Raw genomic sequence first — 23265 nt, forward strand, 5'->3', positions numbered from 1 at the left:
GGCCGCCCGGCGGCAGCGGTAGTGCATGATGCGGGGATCGGAAACAGGGGCGGCGAAGGCGGGGACGGGTGTGACGGCCGGCTGTGGGCGGGTGTTGCTGGTGGATGACGACGCCGCGATCCGGCGGTCGTTGGGGCGCGGACTGCGGTTGAACGGCTTCGCCGTCGACCTGGCGGACGGCGGCCGCGGCGCGCTGACCAGGCTGGCGGACGCGCCGCCGGACGTCGTGGTGCTGGACATCTCGATGCCCGACGTCGACGGCATCGAGGTGTGCCGGCGCCTGCGGACGGACGGCAACGACATACCGGTGCTGATGCTGTCCGCCCTGGACGAGGTGACGGACCGGGTGGCCGGGCTCCAGGCAGGTGCCGACGACTACCTCGTCAAACCCTTCGCCCTGGACGAGCTGGTGCTGCGGCTGCATGCGCTGCTGCGCCGCCGCCCGCCCGCCGCCACCGAAACCGTACGGGTCGGGGGCCTGGAGCTGGACGCGGCGGCGCGCACCGTACGACTCGACGGCAGGCCGGTGGAGCTGACCCGGCGGGAGTTCGAGCTGCTCGAAGTGCTCGCCCGCAATGCGGGTCTGGTGCTGACCCGGGACCAGCTGCTGGACCGGGTGTGGGGCTACGACTTCGACGTCCGCACCGACGCGGTCGACACCTTCGTCAGCTATCTGCGCCGCAAGCTGGAGGCGGGCGGGCGGTCCCGGATCGTGCACACGGTGCGCGGTGTCGGTTTCGTCCTGCGCGACGGGACCAGCGGCGAGCGGGAGGGCCGGGCGTGAGACTGTCCACCCGGATCGCGATCGTGGTGGGGGCCGTGGTGCCCCTGCTGGTGCTGGCCGCCGGCTGGGTGCTGGTGGGCCTGGTCGGCAAGGACCTGCACACACAGACCGACCGGCAGCTCCGCGAGCAGGCCCAGGGCGTCGCCTCGGCGGCCAGGGGAGTGCTGCGCGCCGCGTCCAACGGCCGGCCACGCGCCGAGCAGGCCCGCCAGCGCAAGCTGTTCGCCGCGGCCCTGGACATCGGCATCCGGCTGACCGGCCCCAACGGCACCGTCATGGACGGCCCGCAGCCCGGCCCCGCCGTCCGCCTGCCGGCCGCGACCGGGCATCCCGTCAGCGTCCACGCCCGCGGCAAGACCTGGCGCGCCGTCCATGTCCCGATCACCGTCCAGCATCCCGAGGTGCACGGGACGCTGTGGCTGTTCGCCCCGGAGGCCGCGAACCAGGCGCAGATCCGGATGGTGCGCGGCCGGGTGCTCACCGTGGCGCTGCTCGCCGCGCCGCTGTCCGCGGGCCTGGCCTGGGCGCTGGCCGCCGGCGCGGCCCGTCCGCTGCGGCACCTCCAGCAGCGCACCAGCGGCCTCGATCCGCACACCAGCGCCGCCCGGCTGGACCACACCCCGACCCGGATCACGGAGGTCGACGACCTCGCGCACACCCTGCAAACGGTCCTGGCACGCTACGACGAACAGGCCGCCCGCACCGCCGAGGCCCTGGCGACCGCCCGTTCCTTCTCCGCCGCCGCCTCCCACGAGCTGCGGACGCCGCTGATGAGCATGCAGACCAGCCTCGACATCCTCGACGCGTTCCAGGACCTCGATCCCGCCGACCGCGCGGAGACGGTGGACGATCTGCGGCGCGGCCACGCCCGGCTGCTGGGGCTGCTGGTCATGCTGCGGGCGCTCGCCCAGGGAGATCTTGTCGAGGCGGATGCGTTCGCGCCCGTCGACCTGGCCGACCTCGCCGACGCGGCCGTGTCGGACCTGCGGCGCGCCCATCCCGAGGCCGAGGTGACGTTCGAGGGCGCACCGGGCCTGACCGTGCACGGGTGGCAGCCGGGGCTGCGGTCGCTGGTGGACAACCTCCTCGGCAACGCCCTGGTGCACGGCCGCTCCCCGGACGGCCGGACGCGGATCGCCGTACGGCTGCGGGCGGAGCGCGACGGTGTCGCCCCGGCGGCCGTCCTCACCGTCGAGGACCGGGGGGCCGGGGTGCCGCCGGAGCAGCGGCAGACGATCTTCGGGCGCTTCCACCGGCGCTCCGACAGTCCCGGGTCGGGGCTGGGCCTGACGCTGGTCGCCCAGCAGTCCGCCCTGCACCGCGCGCAGCTGCGCGTGGGGGACGGCGCCGGGGGCGTGGGGGCCCGCTTCGAGGTCGTCTTTCCGCTCGCGCCTTTGGACCAGGCCGGTGACGGGGTGCCCCAGCATCGGTCCTGGATGTCGGACACCGCCCGGCAGCACCGGGAGATCCCGGCCGCGCGTCCCTGACGTTCCCCGTGGTCCCGGCCGCCTCCCGCCGGCCCGGCCCGCCCCGACCGGGCCCACAAAGAAACCACAAGAACCGCCTCTACCGTCGCTCGCACGCGGACCGCCGCCGGCCCCCGTAGGGGTGAGCCCCGCACGGGTGGGCCGCCGACCGCGTCCGTGCACCGGTCCGTGCACCAGAGCGAAACGGAGATCCATTCATGCAGCGTCGCAAAGCGACCATGACGGCGGCCCTCGCGGGCCTCGTCCTTGCCGCAACGGCCGCCACCGCACCGTCCTACGCGGCCGACGGCCAGAGCCCGGCCACCTCCGCGCCCGCGGCCGCGCACGCCAAGGCCCCCAAGGACGACGGGGCGAAGCGGCTGTGCCACCGGGTGCCGCGCCTGGAGCGGCGGATCGACCGGCGGATCACGCGCTTCGAGGGCCCGGTCACCCGGCGCGGCTCCATCGCCTTCCTGGAACGGCGCATCGACAACGCCAAGAAGGCCCACCACACCGCCATCGCGACCTTCCTCGGCGACCGCCTCACCGCCCGCAAGGAGATGCTGACGGTCCTCAAGAAGAAGAAGCCCGACCTGAAGGAGGTCGCCGCCTGGTGCAAGGCGAACAACGGCGGCGCGAAGGACACGGACAAGGCCACGTCATGACCCGCCGCCGACCCCTGTCCGTACTGGTGACGGCGGCCCTCGCGGTGCCCCTCCTGGCCACCGCGGCCTGCTCGTCCGCCACCACACCGGACACGGCGGCCCCGGCCGCATCCCGCAGCAGCTCCCCGGCCGCGCCGGACCAGCTGGCGCAGATGCAGAAGAAGGTGGACGACGCCGAGCACGCCGCCGATGCGGCGGACGCAAACGCCGCCGCGGACGCCTCCGGAAACTGACCCCCGCGCCTCCGCCGGGCCGTACTCGCCCGGCGGAGGCGACGGCGCGTGACGGCACCAGGCCGCTTGACGACGCCGACCGTCTGACGACACCGGGCCGGGGACGACTCCGGGCCGGGGGAGACTCCGGGCGCCCCGCGCGGCGCGCGTGCGGCCGTCGGATGCGCCACGATCAAGTGGTGACCAGCAAGGGAAACGACCACCCCGGCAACGGCCCCGCCGTCTCCCGCGAGGAGTTCGACGCGCTCTTCGAGGCGGTCCGTACCTGGGGCCGCTGGACTCCGGCCGACCGCGGCGCCTGCAACCGGGTGTCCCCCGAGCACGTACGCCGGGCCGCGGACCTGGTCCGGTCGGGAACGGTCGTCCCGCTGGCACGCCCGTGGGACACGGAACCCGGCCCGGACAACGCCCGGCCCGCCCTGCACTACATGTCCGCCCTCGGCGATGCCGCGGCCCCCGAACCCTCCGTTTACAAGGACTTCCTCGGTGCCGACTACCACGGCAAGGCCGTCAGCCATCTGGACGCGCTGTCCCATATCGCCTACCAGGGCCGCCTCTACGACGGCCGTACGGCGCGCGAGGCGGTCGGCTCCAGGGGTGCCCGCTTCGGTGCCGTATCGGCGCTCGGCCCCCTCGTGACCCGGGGGGTGCTCCTGGATCTGCCCACCGTGTCGGGCGAGAAATGGCTGGAGCCCGGACGGGCCGTGCACGCCCCGGACCTCGTCGCCGCGGAGGAGGCACTCGGGGTGACGCTCGGCGAGGGCGATGCGGTCCTGCTGCGCACCGGGCGGCTGCGGCGGCGCCGGGAACGAGGCGCCTGGGACCTCGACGCGGCGAGCGCGGGCCTCCATGTGCACGCGCTGCCCCTGCTCGCCGAGCGCGGGATCTGCGTGCTGGGCGGCGACGGCGACAGCGATGTACGGCCCTCGCCGGTCGACGGCGTGCGCTCCCCGGTCCATACGCTCGCCCTCGCCGCGATGGGGGTGCCGCTCCTGGACAATCTCGCTCTCGACGCGCTCTCGGCCGCCTGTGCGGAGGCGGGCCGTTATGCCTTCCTGCTCGTGGTGGCCCCGCTGAACGTGCCCGGCGGTACGGGGTCACCGGTCACCCCGGTCGCGGTGCTGTGAGGGCCGGGACGACCGCACCGTTGCCTACCCAAAGCCCTACAATTGGATCAAACGGGACAGCTGCTCACCGGGGGAAGGGTGGGCAACGCCGTCTGTACGGACGTGGGAAGTGATCGGGATGGGGCTGGCGGGAGAGGGCATCGGTCCCGCGCTCGCCCGTGATCAGTTCCTTCGCGGTGAACCGGTCGAGGGGACCGTCCGCAGCTCGATCCTCACGTCCTGGCAGCGCTCCCAGTCGCTGGGGCTGACGCCGGAAGGCTGCGAGCTGCCCTTCCAGCAGGACCTCGACCTGGACGGCCGGCTCGTCCGCGCCGCCGTTCCCGTACTGGACCGGCTCCAGGCCCGATTCGCGGGCCGGACCATCAATGTGTCCCTCGCCGACGGTCGCGGTGCGGTGCTCCAGCGCCGTTTCGGCACCGCCTCGATGGCCAGGCAGCTGCCCCCGATCCAGACCGTCCCCGGCTTCGTCTTCGCCGAGCAGTTCGGCGGGACCAACGGCATCGGCCTCGCCCTCGCGGAACGCAAGCTGATCAATGTCTACGGGGCCGAGCACTTCGCCGAACGCGCGCAGACCAACGCCTGCGCGGCAATTCCCCTACGGGACCTGCTCAGTGGGCGCATCGAGGGCATCCTCTGCTTCGGCTACCCGATGGCCGATGCCTCTGTCGCGCTGAACACCCTGATCCGCCGGGCGGCCGAGGTCATCGAACGGCGGCTGCTGGAGCAGAGTTCGACGCGGGAACGGGCCCTGCTGGAGGCCTACCTCGAGGCCCGGCGCCGCTCGCCGGCCGGCGCCGCCGAAGGCAACGGGCAGCCGGCCGAGCTGGCCGCGAGCGGGCTGGACTGGCGCGACCAGATGATCCTCAAGGAGCGGGCCGGCGATCTGATCTCCGCGGCCCAACGGGCCGCCGTCGAGGTCCCGCTGCCCGGCGGCCGGCAGGTCACCTTGCTGAGCCGGCCGGTGACCAGCCCGTCCGGGGTGGAGGGCGTCGCCATCGAAGCGATCCTCCCCTCGTCGCGACAGCCCCTCGCCGTCCCCACGGAAACCGAGGCCCCTGATCTCACCCTGGCCCCGACCGCCACGGCGCCGGGGACCCTTCCCGAGCCCGTACCCGGCGTCCCCGAGCCCGTACCCGGCCGGGCGGCCGCGACGGTCCACAGGCCCGGCACCGGACCTCCCGCGGGCGGTGCGACCAGCGGGCTGGTGCTGGTGGGCGAGCCGGGTGTGGGCAAGTACGCGGTGGCGGCCCGGCGCCGCCTGGAGCTGCTGTCCGAGGCCAGCACCCGGATCGGCACCAGCCTGGACGTGACCCGCACCGCCCGGGAACTCGCCGAGATGGCCGTCCCGCGCCTGGCCGACTTCGTCACCATCGACCTTTCCGAGGCGGTGCTGCGCGGCGAGGAGCCGTCCGACCCGTGCACCGGCCTGCATCGCACGGTGGTCCACGGCTATCGCGACGACTGCCCCTTCTACCCCGCCGGCGAACCGGTCGACCTGCGCCCGAGCACCCCCCAACTGCGGTGTCTGGCCGCCGGACAGCCGGTGCTCGAACCCGATCTGCGCGCCGCTCCGGGCTGGATCGCCCAGGATCCCGTGGCGGCCCAGCGCCTCCTCGACCACCACGTGCACTCCCTGATCGCCGTCCCCCTGCTCGCCCGCGGCATCGCCCTGGGGGTGGCGAGCTTCTACCGCTCGCGGGACCCCGCCCCCTTCGGGGACGACGACCGGTCCCTGGCCCAGGAGCTCGCCACCCGCGCGGCCATCTGCATCGACAACGCCCGCCGCTACACCCGCGAACACACCATGGTCGTCGCGCTCCAGCGCAGCCTGCTGCCGCGCAGTTTCCCCGAGCTGAACGCCGTCGAGGTCGCCCATCGCTATCTGCCTGCCGCATCCGGGGTCGGCGGGGACTGGTTCGACGTCATCCCGTTGTCCAGCAGCCGCGTCGCCCTCGTCGTCGGGGACGTCGTCGGCCATGGGATGCACGCCGCCGCCACCATGGGCCGACTGCGCACCGCCGCCCGCAACTTCGCCGAACTGGACCTCGCGCCGGACGAGGTCCTCACCCACCTCGACAATGTGGTGGGGCGCCTGGACCGGGACGAGGGCCATGAGGACCCCACCGCCGACGGCACCGGCATCATCGGCGCCACCTGCCTCTACACCATCTACGACCCCACCTCGCAGCAGTGCGTGATGGCCCGCGCCGGCCACCCGCCGCCCGCGCTGGTCCACCCCGACGGCGTCGTCACCTTCCCCGATCTGCCGGCCGGGCCACCGCTGGGCCTGGGCGGCCTCCCCTTCGAGACCGCCGCCTTCCACCTCCCCGAGGGCAGCCAGCTCGTCCTCTACACGGACGGGGTCATCGGCCACCGTCACCGCGATGTGGATACGGCCCTCGACCAGCTGCGCCGGGCCCTGGCGCACCCGAGCCGACCGCCCGAGGAGACCTGTGAGGCGGTGCTGCGGACCGTGGTGCCGCACCACCCCGACGACGACATCGCGCTGCTCGTCGCCCGCACCCACGCCCTGGACGCACAGCGGATCGCCACCTGGGACCTGCCCGCCGACCCCGCGCTCGTCTCCGGAATCCGTGCCGCGGTCACCCGCCAACTTGCCGCATGGGGACTGGACGAGGTCGCCTTCGCCACCGAACTCCTGCTCAGCGAGCTGGTCACCAACGCCATCCGCTACGGCACCGGCCCCATCCAGGTACGTCTGCTGTACGACCGCACGCTGACCTGTGAGGTCTCCGACGCCAGCAGCACCGCCCCGCATCTGCGCCGGGCGGCCACCACGGACGAGGGCGGCCGCGGCCTGTTCCTCGTCGCCCAGCTCACCCAGGCGTGGGGCACCCGCTACACCACCCAGGGCAAGGTCATCTGGGCCGAATGCGCACTGGAGATCCCCGCCGGAAAGCCCGGCCCCGTCGAGATCTCCTTCGACGACATTCCCGCCATCTCCTAGCCATCCGGCAAAGACGCCGAAACGGGCTTTACCATGCCGAAATGCGTCAGCACGCGCCTCCCCCGCGCCGTGGCCCGGAGCCCCTCGTCCGCATCCGCGGACTCGGCAAACGGTTCGGCGGCACCGTGGCGCTGGACGCGGTCGACCTCGATATCGTCCCCGGCAGCGTCCTGGCCCTGCTCGGTCCCAACGGCGCCGGAAAGTCCACCCTGATCAAGGTCCTCGCGGGCGTCCACCACCCGGACGAGGGCGAGGTGACGGTGGCCGGGCACCCGCTCGGCAGCGAAGCAGCCTCCCGGACCATGTCCTTCATCCACCAGGATCTGGGGCTGGTCCCATGGATGACGGTCGCCGAGAACATCGCGCTGGGCACCGGCTATCCGCGCCGCGCGGGACTGCTGTCCTGGCGGCGGGTCCGCGAGCGGTGCACCGAGGCCCTGGGCATCGTCGCCGCACACCTCGACCCGCGCACCACCCTCGCCGACCTCCCGCGCGCCGAACGCTCCCTGGTGGCCCTCGCCCGCGCGCTCGCCACCCGCGCCGAACTCCTCGTCCTGGACGAGCCGACCGCCAGCCTCCCGGCGGCGGACTGCGCCCGGCTCTTCGGCGTCCTGCACTCCCTGCGCGAGGCGGGCCACGCCATCGTCTTCGTCACCCACCGGCTCGACGAGGTCTACAAGGTCGCCGACGCCTTCGCCGTCCTGCGCGACGGCCGCCTCATCAGGCACGGCCCGCTCGCCGGCTACCGCCCCGCCCAGCTGGTACGCGACATCGTGGGCCACGAACCGGGCGGCTATGCCTTCGCACCCGCCGCGGGCCCGGCGGTCCTCAGCCTCGACGGCGTACGGACCGCGCACACCGGACCGGTCGGCCTGGAACTGCGCGCCGGGGAAATCCTCGGCCTGGTGGGCCTCACCGGCGCCGGACACATGGAACTGGGCCGCGCGCTCGCCGGCGCCCGCCCGATCCTCGCCGGACGGGCCCTGCTCGACGGGCGGCCGTACGCACCGCGCTCGGTCACCGCCGCCGTCGACGCCGGTGTCGCCTTCGTGACCGGCAACCGTCAGGAAGAGGGCTGCGCGGCCGAGCTGACCGTACGGGAGAACTTCCTGGCCAACCCCAGGGCGGACGGCCTGACGGCCTTTCACTGGATCGGGCCCGGGCGCGAGCGGGCCGAGGCGGGCGCGCTGGTCGAGCGGTTCGCGGTGCAGCCCCGGGACACCGAGGCGCCGGTCGTCACCCTCTCCGGCGGGAACCAGCAGAAGGTCATGGTCGGCCGGGGGCTCCGGACGGGCCGCAGACTGCTGATCCTCGAAGAGCCGACCGCCGGGGTGGACGTCGGCGCCAAGACGGCGGTCTACCGGCTGCTCCAGGACGCGCTGGCCGGCGGCCTCGGCGTCCTCCTTCTGTCCACCGACTTCGAGGAGGTCGCCACGGTCTGCCACCGGGCCCTGGTCTTCGTCCGCGGTGCGCAGACCGTGGAGCTGAGCGGCGCGGCCCTCACCGTCACGGAACTGGCCCGTGCCTCGTCGGCCATGGCGCCGCTCACCGGGACGACGCAGCCATGACCCCCGCCCGCCGTCCGCGCCGTCCCCCGCTGAGCCGCCGGTCCGGTCATCTCCTCGGCTCCTACGGCCTGTTGGCCCTCACCGCCCTGCTGTTCGGGGCCTTCTCCCTCGCCCTGCCGGACACCTTCCCCACCCTGGACAACATCTCGGCGGTCCTGTCCAACCAGTCGATCCCCGCCCTGCTCGCGCTCGGCGCCATGATTCCCCTCGTCACGGCCAAATTCGACCTGTCCCTCGGCTACGGGCTCGGCTTCGCCCACGTCATGACCATGCACCTGATCGCGAACGACGCCTGGCCCTGGCCGCTCGCCTGCCTGACGGTGATCCTCGGCGGGGCCGTCTTCGGCACCCTCAACGGCGTCGTCGTCGAATTCGCGAAGATCGACTCGTTCATCGCCACCCTGGGCACCGGCAGCATCCTCTACGCCCTCACCGGCTGGATCACCAACGGCGCCCGGATCGTCCCCGGCCCCCAGGGCCTGCCGCCCGCCTTCACCGACCTGTACGACTCCCGGTTCCTGGGCCTGCCGGTGTCCGCCTTCTACGTACTGGCCCTCACCGCCGTCCTGTGGGTGCTCCTGGAGCGGCTGCCGCTCGGCCGGTACCTGTACGTCATCGGCTCCAACCGCCGCACCGCCGACCTGGTGGGCATCCCCTCCCGGCGCTACGTCCTCTACGCCTTCACCGGATCGGGGCTGGTCGTCGGTATCGCCGGCGTGCTGCTCGCGGCCCAGCAGCGCATCGGCAACCCCAGCGTCGGCCTGGACTACCTGCTGCCCGCGTTCGTCGGTGCGCTGCTCGGCTCCACCGCGATCCGCCCGGGCCGCGCCAACGCCTTGGGCACCCTGATCGCCGTCATCATCCTCGCCATCGGCCTCGCCGGAATCGGCCAGCTCGGCGCCCAGTTCTGGGTCACGCCGCTGTTCAACGGGGCCACGCTGCTGCTCGCCGTCGGCATGGCCGGCTATGCCGCGCGCCGACAGCTGCGGCAACCCCGCACACCGCCTCCCCGGACGCCCCGTGATGTACCCGAAGTCGCCTCGTAGCCGCCGCGTCGCCGTACTGGCGGTGGCGGCCGCCCTCCTCGTCGGCTGCCAGCGCGGTACGTCCACCGGCGCCGGACCCTCCCCCACGGAACCGGCCCGGCCCGGGTGCCCCACCGACCTGGCCCGAGCCGAGGCGGCCACCGCATACGCCGAGAAACCCCACACCATGTGGCACGGCCCGGCCCTCGGCCCCAGGGCCACCTCCGGCAAGGACATCGTCTATGTCGCGCAGACCATGACCAACCCCGGCGTCGCGGGCGCCGCCAAGGGCGTACAGGAGGCCGCGAAGGTCATCGGCTGGAACGTCCGCGTGATCGACGGCCAGGGCACACCCGCCGGGATCCAGGCCGCCTTCAGCCAGGCCATCGCCCTGCGCCCGTCGGGCATCGTCCTCGGCGGTTTCGACCCCGGCCTGACGTCGCAGCAGGTTGCCAAGGCAACCGCGGAACACCTCCCGCTCATCGGCTGGCACGCGGTCGCCGCCCCCGGCCCGAGCAAACACCCCGCGCTCTTCACCAACATCACCACCAGGGTCGAGGACGTCGCGAAGATCAGCGCCGACTGGATCATCGCGCACTCCCACGGCCACGCCGGAGTCGTGCTGTTCACCGACGCGTCGATCCCGTTCGCCAAAAACAAGTCCGACCTGATCAGAAAAGAACTGGCCACCTGTTCCGGCGTCCATCTGCTCGCGCAGGAGAACATCCCCCTCTCGGACACCAGCAGCCGCGCCCCCCAGGAGGTCTCCTCTCTCCTCTCCCGCTTCCCGGACACCTGGACACACTCCGTAGCCATCAACGACGTCTACTTCGCCGACGCCGCCCCCGCCCTGCGCGCGGCACGCCGGAAAGGCGCCGGCGTCCCCTTCAACATCGGCGCCGGCGACGGCGACCCCTCCGCCTTCCAGCGCATCAACAGCAGGCAGTTCCAGACCGCGACCGTCCCCGAGCCGTTCTCCCAACAGGGCTGGCAGATCCTCGACGAATTCAACCGCGCCTTCTCGGGCGGGCCCGCCAGCGGCTACGTCGCCCCCGTCCACATCGCCACCGCCGCCAACAGCGGCGGGGCCACCACCTGGGACCCACCCGGATACCGCGCGGTGTACCGGAGGATCTGGGGCAGGTAGGCCCTCCGGGACAGCCCATACCCGGCCCCTTCGCAGAGAGGTCGTCGGCGCAGCCGTGGCCCGGCTCGGCGGGCGCCGCTGAGGTGAGAGGCGCCGGGATCGGTGTGAAACTGGGTGCGGAAGGGGTGATCCCCGTGCCGGACGCATCGCGGGCGCCCGCCGATCCCGGCGGCGCCGTCGACGAGAGTCTGCTGGAAGCGCTGATCACCGAGGCGCAGATCGTCCTCCCGGTGGATTTGTCCGCACTGGCGAACCGCTGCGCCTCCGCCCTCGGCCTGAACACGGTGCGTATCTACGTCGTCGACCTTCAGCAAGTGGTGCTCGTCCCGCTCGACGAGTCCCTGGAAGCACTGCCGGTGGACGCCTCGCAGGCCGGCTGGGCGTACCGCACGGTCTCTCCCCACGGGTGACGGACAACGGCGACGGCGTGGTCGTCTGGCTGCCGATGGTCGACGGTGCGGAGCGGCTGGGGGTGGTGGCGGTGCGGACCGCCGCACTGGACGGGCCGCGGATGCGCCGCAGCCGGATGCTGGCCGATCTGCTCGCGATGGTCGTCACCTCCAAGCGCGCCTACAGCGACTGGATCGCCGCTCGCACCCGCACCGCGACCATGCGGCTGCCCGCCGAGATGCTGCGGGCCTTCCTGCCGCCCCGCACCATCGGCAGCAAGCACTGCGTATCGACCGCCGTGCTGGAGCCGGCGTACGACGTCGGCGGCGACGCCTTCGACCACGCGGTGGTCAAGCACGTACTGCACACCATGATCCTCGACGCCATGGGCCACGATCTGGCCTCCGGTCTGACCACCTCGGTGGCGATGGCCGGCGCACGCAACGCCCGCCGCAGCGGAGCCGACCTGCCCGACCTCGTCGGCTCCGTCGACCACGCGCTCGCCCAGTGGCTGCCCGACCACTTCTGCACCGGTGTGGTGTGCCGTCTCGACGCCGGCACCGGGGAGTTGCACTGGATCAACTGCGGTCACCCGCCACCGCTGCTGATCCGTGCCGAGCGGGTGATCGAGGGGGAGCTGGACAGCCCCCCGCAACCACCGATCGGCCTGCACCTCGAACTCGGCCCGGCCGCCCGGCAGGTCCACAAGACCGCTCTCCAACCGGGCGACCGCGTTCTGCTCTACACCGACGGCGTGGTCGACGCACGCGACGCGAACGGCGTCGAATTCGGCCTCGACCACTTCACGGACTTCATCATCCGTGCCTCCGCCGCCGGCCAACGCCCGTCCGAGGTCCTGCGGCTGCTCAGCCACGCCATCCTCGACTTCCAGCACAACAACCTGCGGGACGACGCCACCATCCTGCTCTTCGAATGGCACCCGCAGCACCCGTGATATGCGCGACTCCGGGGCTTGAGCCTGCCGGCTCGGTCTCCGCGCCCACCGCGACCACGCCCGGCGCCGCCGCTACTCGCAACCGTCGATCAGCGCACTCCCGGGAATTGCAGGCCGAGATTCTCCTCCAGGGCTCGCGCTTGCTCAGGCGAGACAAGCGCCATGACGGTGTCGTAGATGCGGTGCCGCTCACGCTCGAACTCGACGAGGTGAAACGCGCGGGGATCGTCGTCGGGGTCGAGGGCTGCGACGGCATCCACCGCAGCTGCGATGTCGTAGTAGTCCTCCGAGAAGTGCTCGGCTGGTATGGAGACCAGTTGACCGTTGCGTTCGAACTCCAGGACGTCATCGCGTGGAGCGAAGTCAGGCCGACCGAACCCTTCTGTGGCGTGCCCTTCGTGCAGGCGCACGTTCGCGACAGTGACCGCACCGCCGGCGACTGCGGCTGCCGCGTTCAGGAGCGAGGCGTAGGACTCCTCCAGGAAGTCGATGTCGTCGGCGTGAATCCTGACCGCGACACCGAACCCCACAAGAGAGCACGCGACGTCATACGGCGTCAGGTTGTACTGGTCGGCGCCCCATTCCTCGACGACCGTGTGCGCTCTGTCCTGCGACACCATGCCGAGCTGCTGAAGGACTTCGGCCACCCGCCCATAGGTCATCGATGAAATATTCGCCATGAGGTCACTTTGCCAGGTGAGGGGCGCGCTCGTGGCCGTAGTCAGGAGCGCAGGGCCCTCACCGCGGATGCGAACGCAGTGTCCTCGACGACCGCCCGCTATGACCGCCATGGCCACCGGCAAGAACAACGTGACATTGTACGCTGTGAGGCACCGGCACGAAGGGGATCACCACAGCCATGGGCCACCTCAAGCAGCGCAATCTCAACACGACCCGGGAGCGCCTGCGCGACCAGGTGGCCCACCATCTGCGTGCCGGGCTGATCTCCGGTGAACTGCGGCCCGGTGAGGTCTACTCGGCGCCCGCGCTTGCGGAGGATTTCGGTATTTCCGCGACGCCGGTGCGTGAGGCGATGCTCGATCTGGCGCGCGAGGGGCTGGTCGAGCCGGTTCGCAACAAGGGCTTCCGGGTGACGGAGGTCAATGAGCGCGACCTCGACCAGTACACGGAGATCCGTACCCTGATCGAGGTCCCCATGGTCGGCCGGATCACCCGCACCGCCTCCCGTACGGATCTGGAGGAACTGCGGCCGGTCGCCGAGGAGATCGTGCGCGCCGCCCGCGATCACGACCTCATCGGCTATCTGGAGGCCGACCGGCGGTTCCATCTGTCCCTGCTGGCCCTCGGCGGCAACGACCGGCTCGTGGAGACCGTTGGTGACCTGCGCAAGCGCTCGCGGTTGTACGGCCTGACCGGGCTGGACGAGCGCGATCAGCTGATCCCCTCCGCCGAGGAGCACCTCGAACTCCTCGACCTGATGGTGGCGGGCGACGCCGAGGCCGCCGAGCGGTGCATGGCGCGCCATCTCGGCCATGTGCGCTCGCTGTGGGCCGAGGACGCCGAGCGGCGCCCGCCCGTCCAGGGTGGGCGCCGTGCCCCCCGTCCCCGGACTCCCGGTCAGAAGTTGCCGTAGTTGACCTGCCAGGTGGGCAGGCCCATCCGGCGCCAGACGGCGACCACGCGGTCGCGGTCGTCCAGCGAGACGCGCACCGCGAGGCGGTGGCGGACGTGGCGGTCGAAGAGTTCGGCCTTGACGAGGTCGTCACGGCGGCCGTCGCCGGCGGCGCGCATCCACAGTTCGTCGTAGGGGACTTCGTGCCGGTGCAGCCATGCCTCGGTCCGCTCGCGGTGCTCCTCACCGCGCCCCGACAGCAGAGCGATGACATCGCCGTCGCGCCGGAAGGAGCGCAGGGCGTCCCGCACCGAGACGTTGAGCAGGTCCTCGTCGCAGCGGCTGAAGTCGTAGGGGCCGCGGTCGCCCCGCAGGGCGAGCGTTCCGTCGATATCGCACATCACCGCCGGCGGCAGGGCCGGGTCGGCGGTGTACGGCTCGACGGGGACCTCGTCGTTGAGCCATTCCGCGGTGAGCCGCCAGCCGCCCTGCCGGGCCTTGGCGTGCTTGTCGGCCAGGATCCGGATGATCTCCTCACCCGCGGTCCGCTCCCGTTCGGCGTCGCGCCGTATGCACTCCTCCACCGGTACGTCGGTGAAGTCGTGCACGACGAAGGCAGCCGCTCCGGCCACCGCCGCCTTCAGGCGCTTGGGAATGTGCGGCGTCAGATGGGTGTTGTCCACGACGACGTCGAACCCGCCGTCCACCGCCGCCCGCACCGCCGCGTCCTGGATCGCCAGCGCGGTCTGCTCGTGCGCGTACGACCGGCCGCGCTCGGGCGCCGGGATGTCGAGCATGGTCCGCAGGTCGTCGAGGTTCACCCGGCGCATCCGGCCCTCGGACTCTGCCTGCAACGTCCGCGCGGCGGTCGTCTTTCCCGAGGCCGGAAGCCCCGTCATGACGTGTACTACGGGCACGGTCAGTTCTCCTCGTCGGTGGTGAAGGGGTCGGCGGCCTGCGGCCGGACGGAACGGTACGTCATCAGCTCGGTGGGACGCCCGTCCAGGCGCTGGAACACGGCGGGGCGGACGGCCGCGTCCGGCAGCGCCTGCGCGGCGCGGGCGAAGGCGCCCCGGTCGGCGGCGAGAGGAGCGAGGGAGGCGTATGCCTCATCGATCGCGCGCTCGCGGTCGGCGACGTCCTTCTCAATGCGCGCGATCACCTCGCGGACCCAGGTGTCGAATTCGTCGGGCACCTGCTCCAGCAGCGTGTCCAGGGGCCTGCCGCCGGACGCCGCCGTATCGGCCGCCGAGCAGCCCAGCGCCTGGGCCAGCTGCTTGGGCGGGAGCCCCGCGAAGCGCTGGATGCCGTGGCTGCGCCAGATGTCCCGCTCCGTGACGCCGGTGAGCACCTTGTGCAGCCGTACGTACTCGGCGAGCTTGGCCTTCGCCCGGATGCCCGAGGCGAAGCGCAGCACAAAGCCTTCGGCGTCCGTGCCCGTGGCGGTCCGGCCGTCGGGCAGCCGGTTGGATGCGGTCCGGGCGAGCAGTTCGGCCAGCGGCAGGGCGGGCCAGACGGTGACGACCGAGCCGATGCCCTGCCAGCCGGCCGCGGCGTCGGCCAGGGGTATCTCCGTGCCGTCCTTGCCGATGGCGGCGAGGAGCACCAGGTCGCGGCGCTCGCCGTAGTCGACGACGATACGGTTTTGCGGGTACAGGATCTCGGCGAGATAGGTCACGCCGGGCACCAGGGCGGAGGTGTCCTTGGCGTCCAGCAGGCGCTGGGCCCACGTCGCCTGGGTGCTGATGAACGATCCCCTGGTGGCGACCAGCCACCGGCCGGCGTAGTGGAAGATCACCGCGAGGCTGCCGTCGACCTTGTCGTACACCTCGAACGGCTCGTCCGGCAGCGCCGGCGCGTACGGCTGACCGGTCCCGTGCTCACCGACGTTGAAGAACTTCGCCAGCGGCAGCGCCACGATCTCGCCGGTGACGTCATCGGCGACCAGACCGCGGCAGCGCAGCGTCGCCTCGTTCCAGACGCGCTCGAACTGGCAGGCCCTCGTGTACGAGTAGAGGGACAGCGGCAGTTCGGGGTGTCGCTTACGGCTGATGTGCCCGGCATCGAGGGCCGCCGTCAGGTCCTGGGACGGCACCAGCTCATGGAGAGTCAGGTAGTCCTGGCTCATGTGTTCCTCCTGGTAGTGGACCTTGATTGTCACGTGCAGGAGGGCCGGACGAACACCGAATTAGCTGCCTACGGCGGTTTGGTGATCAGGGTCATGACGGCGCGAGGTCTCTGTGTCACTCGCCTCCCGCTGGGGCCGGCGTCTCCGCGGCCGTCTCGTGGGGCTGCTCCAGCAAGCGGGTGCGGAAGAGGTCGAGCACCTCGTCCAGGGCCGCGCGGGTCGGTTCGCCGGGTGCGTCGACGAGGTGTTCGGTCAGCACGGAGTGCGGCGGCAGCGCGGCCTCGGGGTTCGCGTCGGAGTCGTCCAGTTCGACGGCGACGAACGCCTCACCGAGTGCGCGGCGCAGAAAGGCGAACCGGTCGCCCGGTACCAACCGGTCCCCACGGAAGCGCAGCCCCATGACCCGAAGGCCGTCACGTTCGCAGCGGCCCCGGACGGCGGCGAGGTCCTCGGCGGAGATGTCGATCCCGGCGGCGCGGCCCTTGGTGAGGGCCAGTGGCAGGGACGGCTGGGACAGGACGGGGGCGAGCAGGCGCTCATCGGCGGCCATGGCCAGGGCGAACCCGCCGGTGAGGCACATCCCGATGGCCCCGACGCCGGGTCCGCCGCAGCGCTCGTGCTCGTACGCGGCCAGGGCTCGCAGCCAGGTCACCACCGGCGAGGATTTCCCCGTCGCCAGCACGGTGAACTCCCGGCTCACGCACACCTTCCCCATCGACGAGGCGGTGTAGAGCGCCGACTTCAGCCGGCCGCCGGACGCCGGGAAGCCCTCGCGGCCGGGCGTGCCGAAGAGCACCGGGAGCACGGCGGTGCAGCCGATCGCGGCCACGCGTTCCGCGAACGCGAGCACCTTGGGCGTGATGCCCGGAATCTCCGCCATCACGATCACCGCAGGCCCCGTACCGCGCCGCAGAATCCGGCGGGTGACGCCGTCATGGGCGAAGGTTCCGCGGTCGAAACCGGTCAGGTCGTGATCTGCCATGGCTTACCACCGTTTCGGTCGGATGCTGGTCGGGGGTCGCTCTCCGGACGGGCGCGCCTGGTCGCCCGTCCGCCGCACTTCCCCGCGAGACTACCCAGCGGTAACTCCGGGCGCACGCCTTCCGCTTGTCCGGCCGGGCCCCCGGGGCTGCCGTGGACGCCTACATCGGGGCTGCCGTAGACGCCTCCACCGGTGACGCCCACCGGCGTGCGACGAGGTAGCTTGACCGACCGGGAACGACGCACGGGGGACCGATGGGGCAACACGAAAGAGCCGTCCGTACGGAGACCGCGCCCGCCGAGCCCCCGCCGCGGAACCGGGCGCGCACCGCACTCCGTGCGGTCCTCGTCCTCGTCATCCTGACGGTGGCGGGCCTGGTCATGCGGCTGCCGCTCGACGACTTCCGTTACACAACGGGCCTGTCCGGCACGCCCGGTACGTTCACCGCCGCGCAGTGCCACACCGTGGGCTCGGGACGCAGCTCCTCACGCACCTGTACGGGGACGTACGTCGCGGCACACGGCGGGTTCACCGATCGCACGGCGCGGGTGGACGGCGGCCGGATCGAGCGCGGCAAGCCCGTCGGGATGCAGCGCGAGTCGGACGGCAGCTATGTCCGGCCGCTGACCTCCGGTGTGTTGGAGGATGTGGCGGGCGCCTTCGGGATCGCGGCGGTGGCGGCGTTCCTGTTGCTGGGGGTGTGTGTGAGTTCCCCCAGAGTTGTCGTCGAAGGCGATGCCCCGCTCCGCGCGAACCCGCGGCGCTGGCGCATCGCGCTGTCCGTCCTCCTGACGCTCTTCATCGGAGGGGGCGTGGCGGGGGCGTTGGCGTTCGCCGCCAGTTTCGTGATCGTACTGACCGGCCACTGACCGACCGCGGAGAGTGTGCCCCGTACCCGTACCCGGTGGCGTCCGGTGGCCGAGCCCGGCTCAACCGCCCAGCGCGGCGAGCAGGGAACGGGTCGCTGCCGTCGTTCTCCTGGGCGCATCGCCGAACTGCCCTCGCATCCCTTCTTCCTGGCCACCCTGTTCCAGCCGGAACTTCACGGCGACAACACCCGCCCGCACCCGCTGATCAGGGAGTTCGCGGCGGCGGCCGTACGGCACGCGGGGAATCGTGCGGCAGCCGAAGCGGTGAGCCGAGGAGCCCGCCGCCCGCCGTCGTCAATTGCCCCGCCAGATGTTGTCGAACGCCGCCTCGTGGAGGGCTCGGCGCTGCCGCTCGAACTCCAGGTGGCTCAGGGCGTCGTGGAGGGCGGCGAGGACGGTCGCCACGTCGTCGTCGGGCGGGCCCGGGGTGTTCTCCGGGGTGTTCGCCGCCTGCTCGTGGTGGATCCCCATGGCCTGTGCGAGGGCGGTGAGTACAGGCTCTTCCGAGGACCAGCGGTATGCCGCCTGGCGGCGGGCGGGCGAGTCGGTCAGCACCGTCCGGGTGGTCCGGAAGGGCCGTCGGCCCTCGCGTTGCCGGGTGAGCTGGCCGTCGGCCTCCAGTGCGGTGAGGTAGGACGCGGCGAGATCACGTCCTCTGCGCCACAGCCAGTCGTCGACCGATTCGTACGGCGCCTGGCGGACGAGCGCCGCGGCGGCCTCGTCCAGGAGGTGATCGTCGAGGGACGGCCGGTAGCCCGGCACGATGTGCTCGTCGTCGAGGGTGATCGCCTGGGCGCTCAGGAGGTCGAGCAGCTCGGCGCCCGCGAGCGCCAGGGACAGGTCGCCCCGCTCCAGGGGGCGGCTGGCGGCCGTGTCCAGAGCAATGATCAAGAGGTCCCGCGGTGTGGTCATGGGCAGCGCTCCTGGAACGATTTTACCGGTCCAGCAGCTCGGTGACCTCCTGGGCGTACTGCGGTAGCCCCGCCTCCTCGTACGCCGACCGGGCCCGCTCCCAGTAGCCGCGGGCCGCGTCCGGGCGGTGCCTGGCGAGCGCCAGGTGGCCGAGGTGATGCAGGGTGCGCGCCAGCCCGGCGGGGTCGTCGAGGCGGTGGTAGACGTCCAGGGCGCGCCGGTAGTGGTCCTGGGCGTCCTCGTGGTGGCCCTGCCGGCGGGCGGAGTACCCCAGGTTGAACAGGGTGTGGCCGCTCGCCCGGTGGTCTTCGAGCGCGTCGAAGAGCGGCAGGGCGGCGGCGTAGTGGCATTCCGCCTCCTCGTACCGGCCGAGGCGCCGGGCGGCCGTGCCCATGCTGTGCAGGGTCCTGGCCTGGCCGGTGCGGTCGTCCAGCTCGCGATAGCGGGCGAGTGCATCGGCGAATACGGGCAGCGCCTGAGGGAACTCCTGCTGGTGCTTGAGGAAGTCGCCCAGGTTGTACAGGGCCAGTGCCTGCTGGGCGCCGTCGGGCAGGGCGGCGGCGAACTCCACGGCCGTATCGCAGACTTCCCGGCCGACGGCCCAGTCCTGACGGCGGCGGAGGAACCAGCTGACGTCATGGGCCAGCGGCAGGGCCATGGCGGGCCGCCCGTGCCGCTGGGCCAGCTTCAGCGCCGAGCGCAGATTCAGGCTCTCGGTGTCGAGCCAGCGCTCGGCCTCGTCGTCCCGTCCGCGCTGCCGGGCCGCCGCCACGATCCGCTCGGTGGCGTCCCGGGCGGCGTCACGGTAGTGGGCCAGCAGCCGGTCGACGGCGGCCTGGATGCTCGCCGCGTCGTCCTCCTCACGGCGGCGCCGTTCGGCGAACAGCCGCAGCAGGTCGTGGAAGCGGACCCAGCCGCGGGGTTTGCCGTGCTCGATCATGTGGACGCCGCGCAGCGCACGGAGCAGCTTTCGGGCCTGGGGCAGCGGTTGTCCGGTGAGCGCGGCGGCGGCCTCCACGCTCACCTGCTGGCCCGGGTTGAGGGACAGGTACCGGAACATCCGGGCCTCGTCGGGGGTGAGCCGGGCGTAGGAGAGGGCGAAGGCGGCGGTGACCGAGCGGCGCTCCCCGTAGGTCAGTTCTTCCAGGCGGGTGGCGCGGTCGCGTAAGGCCGCGGTGAGTTCGCCGACCGTCTGGTCCGGGTCGCCGGCCAGTATGGAGGCCACGACGGCCAGCGCCAGCGGGAGATGGCCGCACAGGGCGGTGAGGTCCTCGACGGCCTCGGGCTCGTCCTGGGCGCGGGTGTCGTCGGAGCGGCGCATGCGCAGCGTGCGGGAGATGAGGGCGGCGGCCTCGGGTGGTTCCAGTACGCCGAGGTCGACGATCCGGGAGCCGGGCAGGTCGGCGAGGGTGTGACGACTGGTCACGAGGACCCGGTGGAGCGGGGGTCCGGGCAGCAGGGGTCTGATCTGGTCCGTGGCGGAGGCGTTGTCGCACACGATCAGGGCCGCGCCGTGCCGGTCGGCGCGTTCCGCGAGCCTGGAGCGGTACAGCGACAGCCGCCCGGCGAAGGTCGGCGGGAAGAGCTCGTCGGGGACGCCGAGGGCGCTGAGGAAGACGGATACCGCGGTCTCGGGCCCCACGTAGCGGAGGTCGTCGTAGCCCTGGAGGTTGATGAAGAGCACGCCGCCGGGGAACCAGCCCGCGTCCACGGCGTCATGGGCGGCGCGCAGCGCGAGGGTGGTCTTGCCGACGCCGGCCGTGCCCGTCAGCGTGGACACCACGACCGGCGCGGCGTCGGAGCCGGGCCGCAGGGCGTCGGTGACCTGCCGCAGGGCCTCGTCCCGGCCGGTGAACTCCGGGACCGCCGGCGGCAGGCCCGCCAGCGCGGTGGGCGCCGGTGGCGAGAGGTACAACTGCCCTACGTGGCCCGCTTGGACGACAGGGCCGGTGACGCTCCCGCTCAGATCATTCGACGACTGGTTCACGCCACCCTTTCTAGCTCACCTGCGGCGGGTGAGGAAGGCAGGCCGTCCGCTCCCCCGGACGCTCGGAGCGACGCGCCGACACTCCCCCTTTACGTAAATTTTTGTTCAATTAGACCGGGGCAAGGTTACGTTCCACACGCCGTCCGCATACCGGGCATCTTCACCCGGGGAGCGGTCACGCCTGTGAATAGAAGGGAACGGCACGCATGCACCCGCAGGTTCATCGACAGCCGCCCGTAATGCCCCCGTCTGGGCGGGACTTGGCGTTACCGCTCCGTAAACATCCCGTGATCGACAATCCGGTTGCCCTCGCTAAAAGATGTCGCTCGACCAGCACCGTCCCCACACAGCCGTCATGCGCTGATGCGGTGCGCAAGAGGGAGAGGCATCAAAAACATGGGCCGGTATCTGCTACGCCGATTGGCGAATTATCTGGTCCTCGTGGTCGTCGCGGCGTCACTGACGTACTTCCTGGCCGGGCTCAGTCTCAACCCCCGCGCCAAGTTCGAGGGACGTAACCCACCGCTGCCCGAGACGTCCATCACCAAGACGCTCGACGAGTACAACATGAACCCGGACACCCCGATCCTGACCCGGTTCGGGCACTGGGCGGACGGCGTGGTCCACGGCGATCTCGGCAAGACCATCGAGGGCGACGACGTCAACGACGACTTCGGGCGCCGGGTGGGCGTCTCCACCCGGCTGTTGCTGCTCGCCACCATCGTCGGCTCCATCGGCGGCGTCGCCCTCGGTGCGTTCGGCGCGATTCGCCAGTACCGGCTCTTCGACCGGTTCACCACCCTGGCCTCGTTCTTCGTGCTGGCCATGCCGGTGTTCGTGATCGGCGTCGCGCTGAAGATCGGCGCCACCGCGCTCAACGACGGCACGCAGACCATCAAAGTGCTCGGCGAATACGATCCGCAGTACGCCGGGCAGTGGAACTTCGACGCCCTCGTCAACCGCGCCCAGCACATGCTGCTCCCCGCGCTCACCCTGATCATCCTTCAGGTCGCCCTCTACAGCCGCTACCAGCGCTCCACCATGCTCGACGTGCTCGGCAGCGACTTTCTGCGCACCGCGCGGGCCAAGGGGCTACGGCGACGAAAGGCCCTGGTCAAACACGGCCTGCGGACCGCGATCCTGCCCGTGGTGCCGCTGCTGGTCTACAACATCGTGCTGCTCTTCACCGGCGCGACCTTCACCGAGAAAACCTTCGGCTGGCACGGTATGGGCGAGCTGCTGGTCGATTCGATCGGGAAGCAGGACGTCAATTCCGTGGCCGCGGTGGGGCTGTTCACCGCCGTACTGGTGCTGATCGCCGGTCTGCTGTCCGATGTGCTGTACGCGGCGCTCGATCCGCGCGTACGGGTCCGCTGACCCTGGCCCGCAGACCGACCCCCTACCCACCGCACCTCAGGAGAGCGCGCGATGAGCGTCCAGCTGCCCCCCGCCACCGAACCCGCCCCCGGCCCCGTCCCGCCCACCGAAGCCGAAGGCCGCCCCGCCAAGACCCGCACCTCACGGATGCGGCTGACCGTCCGCCGTTTCGCCCGTAACCGCCTGGCGCTGTTCGGGCTGTTCCTCCTCGTGCTGCTGTTCCTCGGCGCGTACGGCGGCCCGTTCCTCACCAAATGGGACTACCAGCAGCACGACTACCTGAACTTCCTCGCCAGCCCCTCCGGGGACCACTGGTGGGGCACCACACAAGGCGGCGTCGACCTCTTCGCGCTCACCATGCGCGGTCTCCAGAAGTCGCTGATCATCGGCCTTCTGGTCGGCGTCATCTCCACCTTCCTGGCCGCCACCGTCGGCGCGTTCGCCGCGTACTTCGGCGGCTGGACCGACCGGGTGCTGATGTGGATCGTCGACCTGCTGCTGGTCATGCCGTCGTTCCTGATCATCGCCGTGCTGTCGCCCATGTTCCGCGGCTCCACCTGGCTGATCTTCGTGGTGCTGCTCGGCGCCTTCAGCTGGATGATCACCGGTCGCGTCGTGCGCTCCATGACCTTCACGCTCAAGGACCGCGAATTCGTCAAGGCCGCCAAGTACATGGGCGTCTCCGCGCCGGTCATCATCTTCCGGCACATCCTGCCCAGCATGGCCTCGATGCTGATCATCGACACCGTCATCCAGGTCGGCGCGGCGGTCATCGGCGAGAGCAGCCTGTCGTACTTCGGCTTCGGTGTGCAGGCGCCCGATGTCTCCCTCGGCACGGTCATCGCCGACAACACCACCAACGCCACCACCTACCCGTGGCTGTTCTTCTTCCCGGCCGGCTGCCTGGTGCTGATCGGCGTCTCGATCTCCTTCATCGGCGACGGTCTGCGCGATGCGCTCGACCCCAACGCGTCCGGCGCCAAGGTGCGTTCGCCCCGTAAGAAGAAGCAGCCGAAGTCCGGGCGGCCGACCGCGGCCGTACCGGCGCAGACCACGGCCACCGCCGGCAGCCAGGGCGCCGCCTCGTGAAGCGCGCCGTCCCCACCCCG

At 71.8% G+C, this 23265-nt stretch carries 20 protein-coding genes and 1 pseudogene; 14 read left to right on the top strand and 7 right to left on the bottom strand.

The features are described 5' to 3' along the window. Positions 1-28: 28 nt before the first annotated feature. The 10 genes and pseudogenes from SNA_RS22200 to SNA_RS22245 all read left to right on the top strand — a co-directional run bounded on the left by SNA_RS22200 (position 29) and on the right by SNA_RS22245 (position 12328). A complete protein-coding gene (locus tag SNA_RS22200) occupies positions 29-784 on the top strand; it encodes a response regulator transcription factor (RefSeq protein ID WP_030065085.1) in 756 nt (251 codons plus the stop codon). Beyond that, on the top strand, positions 781-2271 hold the full coding sequence (locus SNA_RS22205) for a sensor histidine kinase (protein WP_044366326.1): 1491 nt from the start codon (positions 781-783) through the stop codon (positions 2269-2271). The genes SNA_RS22200 and SNA_RS22205 overlap by 4 nt, the downstream gene beginning before the upstream one ends. Positions 2272-2468: 197 nt before the next feature. Continuing rightward, complete coding sequence (locus tag SNA_RS22210) at positions 2469-2915, top strand: hypothetical protein (RefSeq protein ID WP_030065083.1); 447 nt, start codon at positions 2469-2471, stop codon at positions 2913-2915. Further along, entirely contained in the window at positions 2912-3148 is a 237-nt protein-coding gene (locus SNA_RS22215) for a hypothetical protein (RefSeq protein WP_044366328.1), read from the top strand. Before SNA_RS22210 ends, SNA_RS22215 begins: the two co-directional genes overlap by 4 nt. Positions 3149-3327: 179 nt before the next feature. Next, entirely contained in the window at positions 3328-4275 is a 948-nt protein-coding gene (locus SNA_RS22220; RefSeq protein ID WP_030065082.1) for a cyclase family protein, read from the top strand. A 118-nt stretch (positions 4276-4393) separates the two neighbouring features. Beyond that, positions 4394-7243 (top strand): SpoIIE family protein phosphatase, encoded by a 2850-nt coding sequence (locus SNA_RS22225; RefSeq protein WP_030065081.1) that lies wholly within the window; start codon positions 4394-4396, stop codon positions 7241-7243. A 41-nt stretch (positions 7244-7284) separates the two neighbouring features. Continuing rightward, positions 7285-8811 (top strand): sugar ABC transporter ATP-binding protein, encoded by a 1527-nt coding sequence (locus tag SNA_RS22230; RefSeq protein WP_044366332.1) that lies wholly within the window; start codon positions 7285-7287, stop codon positions 8809-8811. After that, positions 8808-9857, top strand: coding sequence for an ABC transporter permease (locus SNA_RS22235; protein ID WP_044366333.1), 1050 nt, complete (start codon positions 8808-8810; stop codon positions 9855-9857). Before SNA_RS22230 ends, SNA_RS22235 begins: the two co-directional genes overlap by 4 nt. Then, positions 9835-10983, top strand: a complete 1149-nt coding sequence (locus SNA_RS22240) for a substrate-binding domain-containing protein (RefSeq protein WP_044366334.1) — start codon at positions 9835-9837, stop codon at positions 10981-10983. Before SNA_RS22235 ends, SNA_RS22240 begins: the two co-directional genes overlap by 23 nt. A 134-nt stretch (positions 10984-11117) precedes the next feature. Next, positions 11118-12328 (top strand): annotated as a pseudogene (locus SNA_RS22245) (PP2C family protein-serine/threonine phosphatase). Between the two features lie 89 nt (positions 12329-12417). Here the strand turns inward: SNA_RS22245 and SNA_RS22250 are convergent. Further along, complete coding sequence (locus SNA_RS22250) at positions 12418-13008, bottom strand: hypothetical protein (RefSeq protein WP_030065073.1); 591 nt, start codon at positions 13006-13008, stop codon at positions 12418-12420. 179 nt (positions 13009-13187) lie between these two features. Here SNA_RS22250 and SNA_RS22255 point away from each other — a divergent pair, with 179 nt between their 5' ends. Then, complete coding sequence (locus SNA_RS22255; RefSeq protein WP_044366336.1) at positions 13188-13922, top strand: GntR family transcriptional regulator; 735 nt, start codon at positions 13188-13190, stop codon at positions 13920-13922. Here the strand turns inward: SNA_RS22255 and SNA_RS38465 are convergent. From SNA_RS38465 to SNA_RS22270, 3 genes are all read right to left on the bottom strand, one after another. Then, the gene (locus tag SNA_RS38465) at positions 13907-14818 is read right to left on the bottom strand and encodes a phosphatase domain-containing protein (protein WP_078970095.1); all 912 of its coding nucleotides are present in this window, start codon (positions 14816-14818) and stop codon (positions 13907-13909) included. The genes SNA_RS22255 and SNA_RS38465 overlap by 16 nt on opposite strands. Positions 14819-14820: 2 nt before the next feature. Further along, positions 14821-16029 (bottom strand): RNA ligase, encoded by a 1209-nt coding sequence (locus SNA_RS22265; protein ID WP_030065067.1) that lies wholly within the window; start codon positions 16027-16029, stop codon positions 14821-14823. 115 nt (positions 16030-16144) lie between these two features. Beyond that, positions 16145-17011 carry a dienelactone hydrolase family protein gene (locus tag SNA_RS22270; protein WP_044366339.1) on the bottom strand — a complete coding sequence of 289 codons (867 nt, stop codon included), beginning with the start codon at positions 17009-17011 and terminating at the stop codon, positions 16145-16147. Positions 17012-17265: 254 nt separating this feature from the next. Here SNA_RS22270 and SNA_RS22275 point away from each other — a divergent pair, with 254 nt between their 5' ends. Then, the gene (locus SNA_RS22275) at positions 17266-17880 is read left to right on the top strand and encodes a hypothetical protein (protein ID WP_044366342.1); all 615 of its coding nucleotides are present in this window, start codon (positions 17266-17268) and stop codon (positions 17878-17880) included. A 60-nt stretch (positions 17881-17940) separates the two neighbouring features. On the opposite strand, the gene SNA_RS42640 is transcribed toward SNA_RS22275, so the two are convergent. The 3 genes from SNA_RS42640 to SNA_RS22285 are packed head-to-tail and all read right to left on the bottom strand — an operon-like array spanning position 17941 to position 20779. After that, positions 17941-18117: a hypothetical protein gene (locus tag SNA_RS42640; RefSeq protein ID WP_157880040.1), complete on the bottom strand. Its 177-nt coding sequence runs from the start codon at positions 18115-18117 to the stop codon at positions 17941-17943. A gap of 57 nt (positions 18118-18174) precedes the next feature. After that, positions 18175-18792: a GOLPH3/VPS74 family protein gene (locus SNA_RS22280; RefSeq protein ID WP_030065060.1), complete on the bottom strand. Its 618-nt coding sequence runs from the start codon at positions 18790-18792 to the stop codon at positions 18175-18177. 22 nt (positions 18793-18814) lie between these two features. Next, entirely contained in the window at positions 18815-20779 is a 1965-nt protein-coding gene (locus SNA_RS22285; protein WP_157880041.1) for an ATP-binding protein, read from the bottom strand. A gap of 396 nt (positions 20780-21175) precedes the next feature. Here SNA_RS22285 and SNA_RS22290 point away from each other — a divergent pair, with 396 nt between their 5' ends. Both SNA_RS22290 and SNA_RS22295 read left to right on the top strand, forming a co-directional pair. Next, positions 21176-22156: an ABC transporter permease gene (locus SNA_RS22290; protein WP_030065055.1), complete on the top strand. Its 981-nt coding sequence runs from the start codon at positions 21176-21178 to the stop codon at positions 22154-22156. A 51-nt stretch (positions 22157-22207) separates the two neighbouring features. Continuing rightward, positions 22208-23245: an ABC transporter permease gene (locus tag SNA_RS22295; RefSeq protein ID WP_044366344.1), complete on the top strand. Its 1038-nt coding sequence runs from the start codon at positions 22208-22210 to the stop codon at positions 23243-23245. Positions 23246-23265 lie beyond the last annotated feature (20 nt).

The sequence above is a fragment of the Streptomyces natalensis ATCC 27448 genome (assembly GCF_000935125.1).
Classification (GTDB): domain Bacteria; phylum Actinomycetota; class Actinomycetes; order Streptomycetales; family Streptomycetaceae; genus Streptomyces; species Streptomyces natalensis.

Excerpts from the sequence above, each read along its gene's own strand:
- SNA_RS22230 (WP_044366332.1), top strand. The coding sequence starts at position 7,285 with ATGCGTCAGCACGCGCCTCCCCCGCGCCGTGGCCCGGAGCCCCTCGTC.
- SNA_RS22265 (WP_030065067.1), bottom strand. The coding sequence starts at position 16,029 with ATGAGCCAGGACTACCTGACTCTCCATGAGCTGGTGCCGTCCCAGGAC.
- SNA_RS22200 (WP_030065085.1), top strand. The coding sequence starts at position 29 with ATGCGGGGATCGGAAACAGGGGCGGCGAAGGCGGGGACGGGTGTGACG.
- SNA_RS22290 (WP_030065055.1), top strand. The coding sequence starts at position 21,176 with ATGGGCCGGTATCTGCTACGCCGATTGGCGAATTATCTGGTCCTCGTG.
- SNA_RS22275 (WP_044366342.1), top strand. The coding sequence starts at position 17,266 with ATGGGGCAACACGAAAGAGCCGTCCGTACGGAGACCGCGCCCGCCGAG.
- SNA_RS22295 (WP_044366344.1), top strand. The coding sequence starts at position 22,208 with ATGAGCGTCCAGCTGCCCCCCGCCACCGAACCCGCCCCCGGCCCCGTC.
- SNA_RS22215 (WP_044366328.1), top strand. The coding sequence starts at position 2,912 with ATGACCCGCCGCCGACCCCTGTCCGTACTGGTGACGGCGGCCCTCGCG.
- SNA_RS22280 (WP_030065060.1), bottom strand. The coding sequence starts at position 18,792 with ATGACCACACCGCGGGACCTCTTGATCATTGCTCTGGACACGGCCGCC.
- SNA_RS22235 (WP_044366333.1), top strand. The coding sequence starts at position 8,808 with ATGACCCCCGCCCGCCGTCCGCGCCGTCCCCCGCTGAGCCGCCGGTCC.
- SNA_RS22250 (WP_030065073.1), bottom strand. The coding sequence starts at position 13,008 with ATGGCGAATATTTCATCGATGACCTATGGGCGGGTGGCCGAAGTCCTT.
- SNA_RS22255 (WP_044366336.1), top strand. The coding sequence starts at position 13,188 with ATGGGCCACCTCAAGCAGCGCAATCTCAACACGACCCGGGAGCGCCTG.
- SNA_RS22240 (WP_044366334.1), top strand. The coding sequence starts at position 9,835 with ATGTACCCGAAGTCGCCTCGTAGCCGCCGCGTCGCCGTACTGGCGGTG.
- SNA_RS22210 (WP_030065083.1), top strand. The coding sequence starts at position 2,469 with ATGCAGCGTCGCAAAGCGACCATGACGGCGGCCCTCGCGGGCCTCGTC.
- SNA_RS22225 (WP_030065081.1), top strand. The coding sequence starts at position 4,394 with ATGGGGCTGGCGGGAGAGGGCATCGGTCCCGCGCTCGCCCGTGATCAG.
- SNA_RS22270 (WP_044366339.1), bottom strand. The coding sequence starts at position 17,011 with ATGGCAGATCACGACCTGACCGGTTTCGACCGCGGAACCTTCGCCCAT.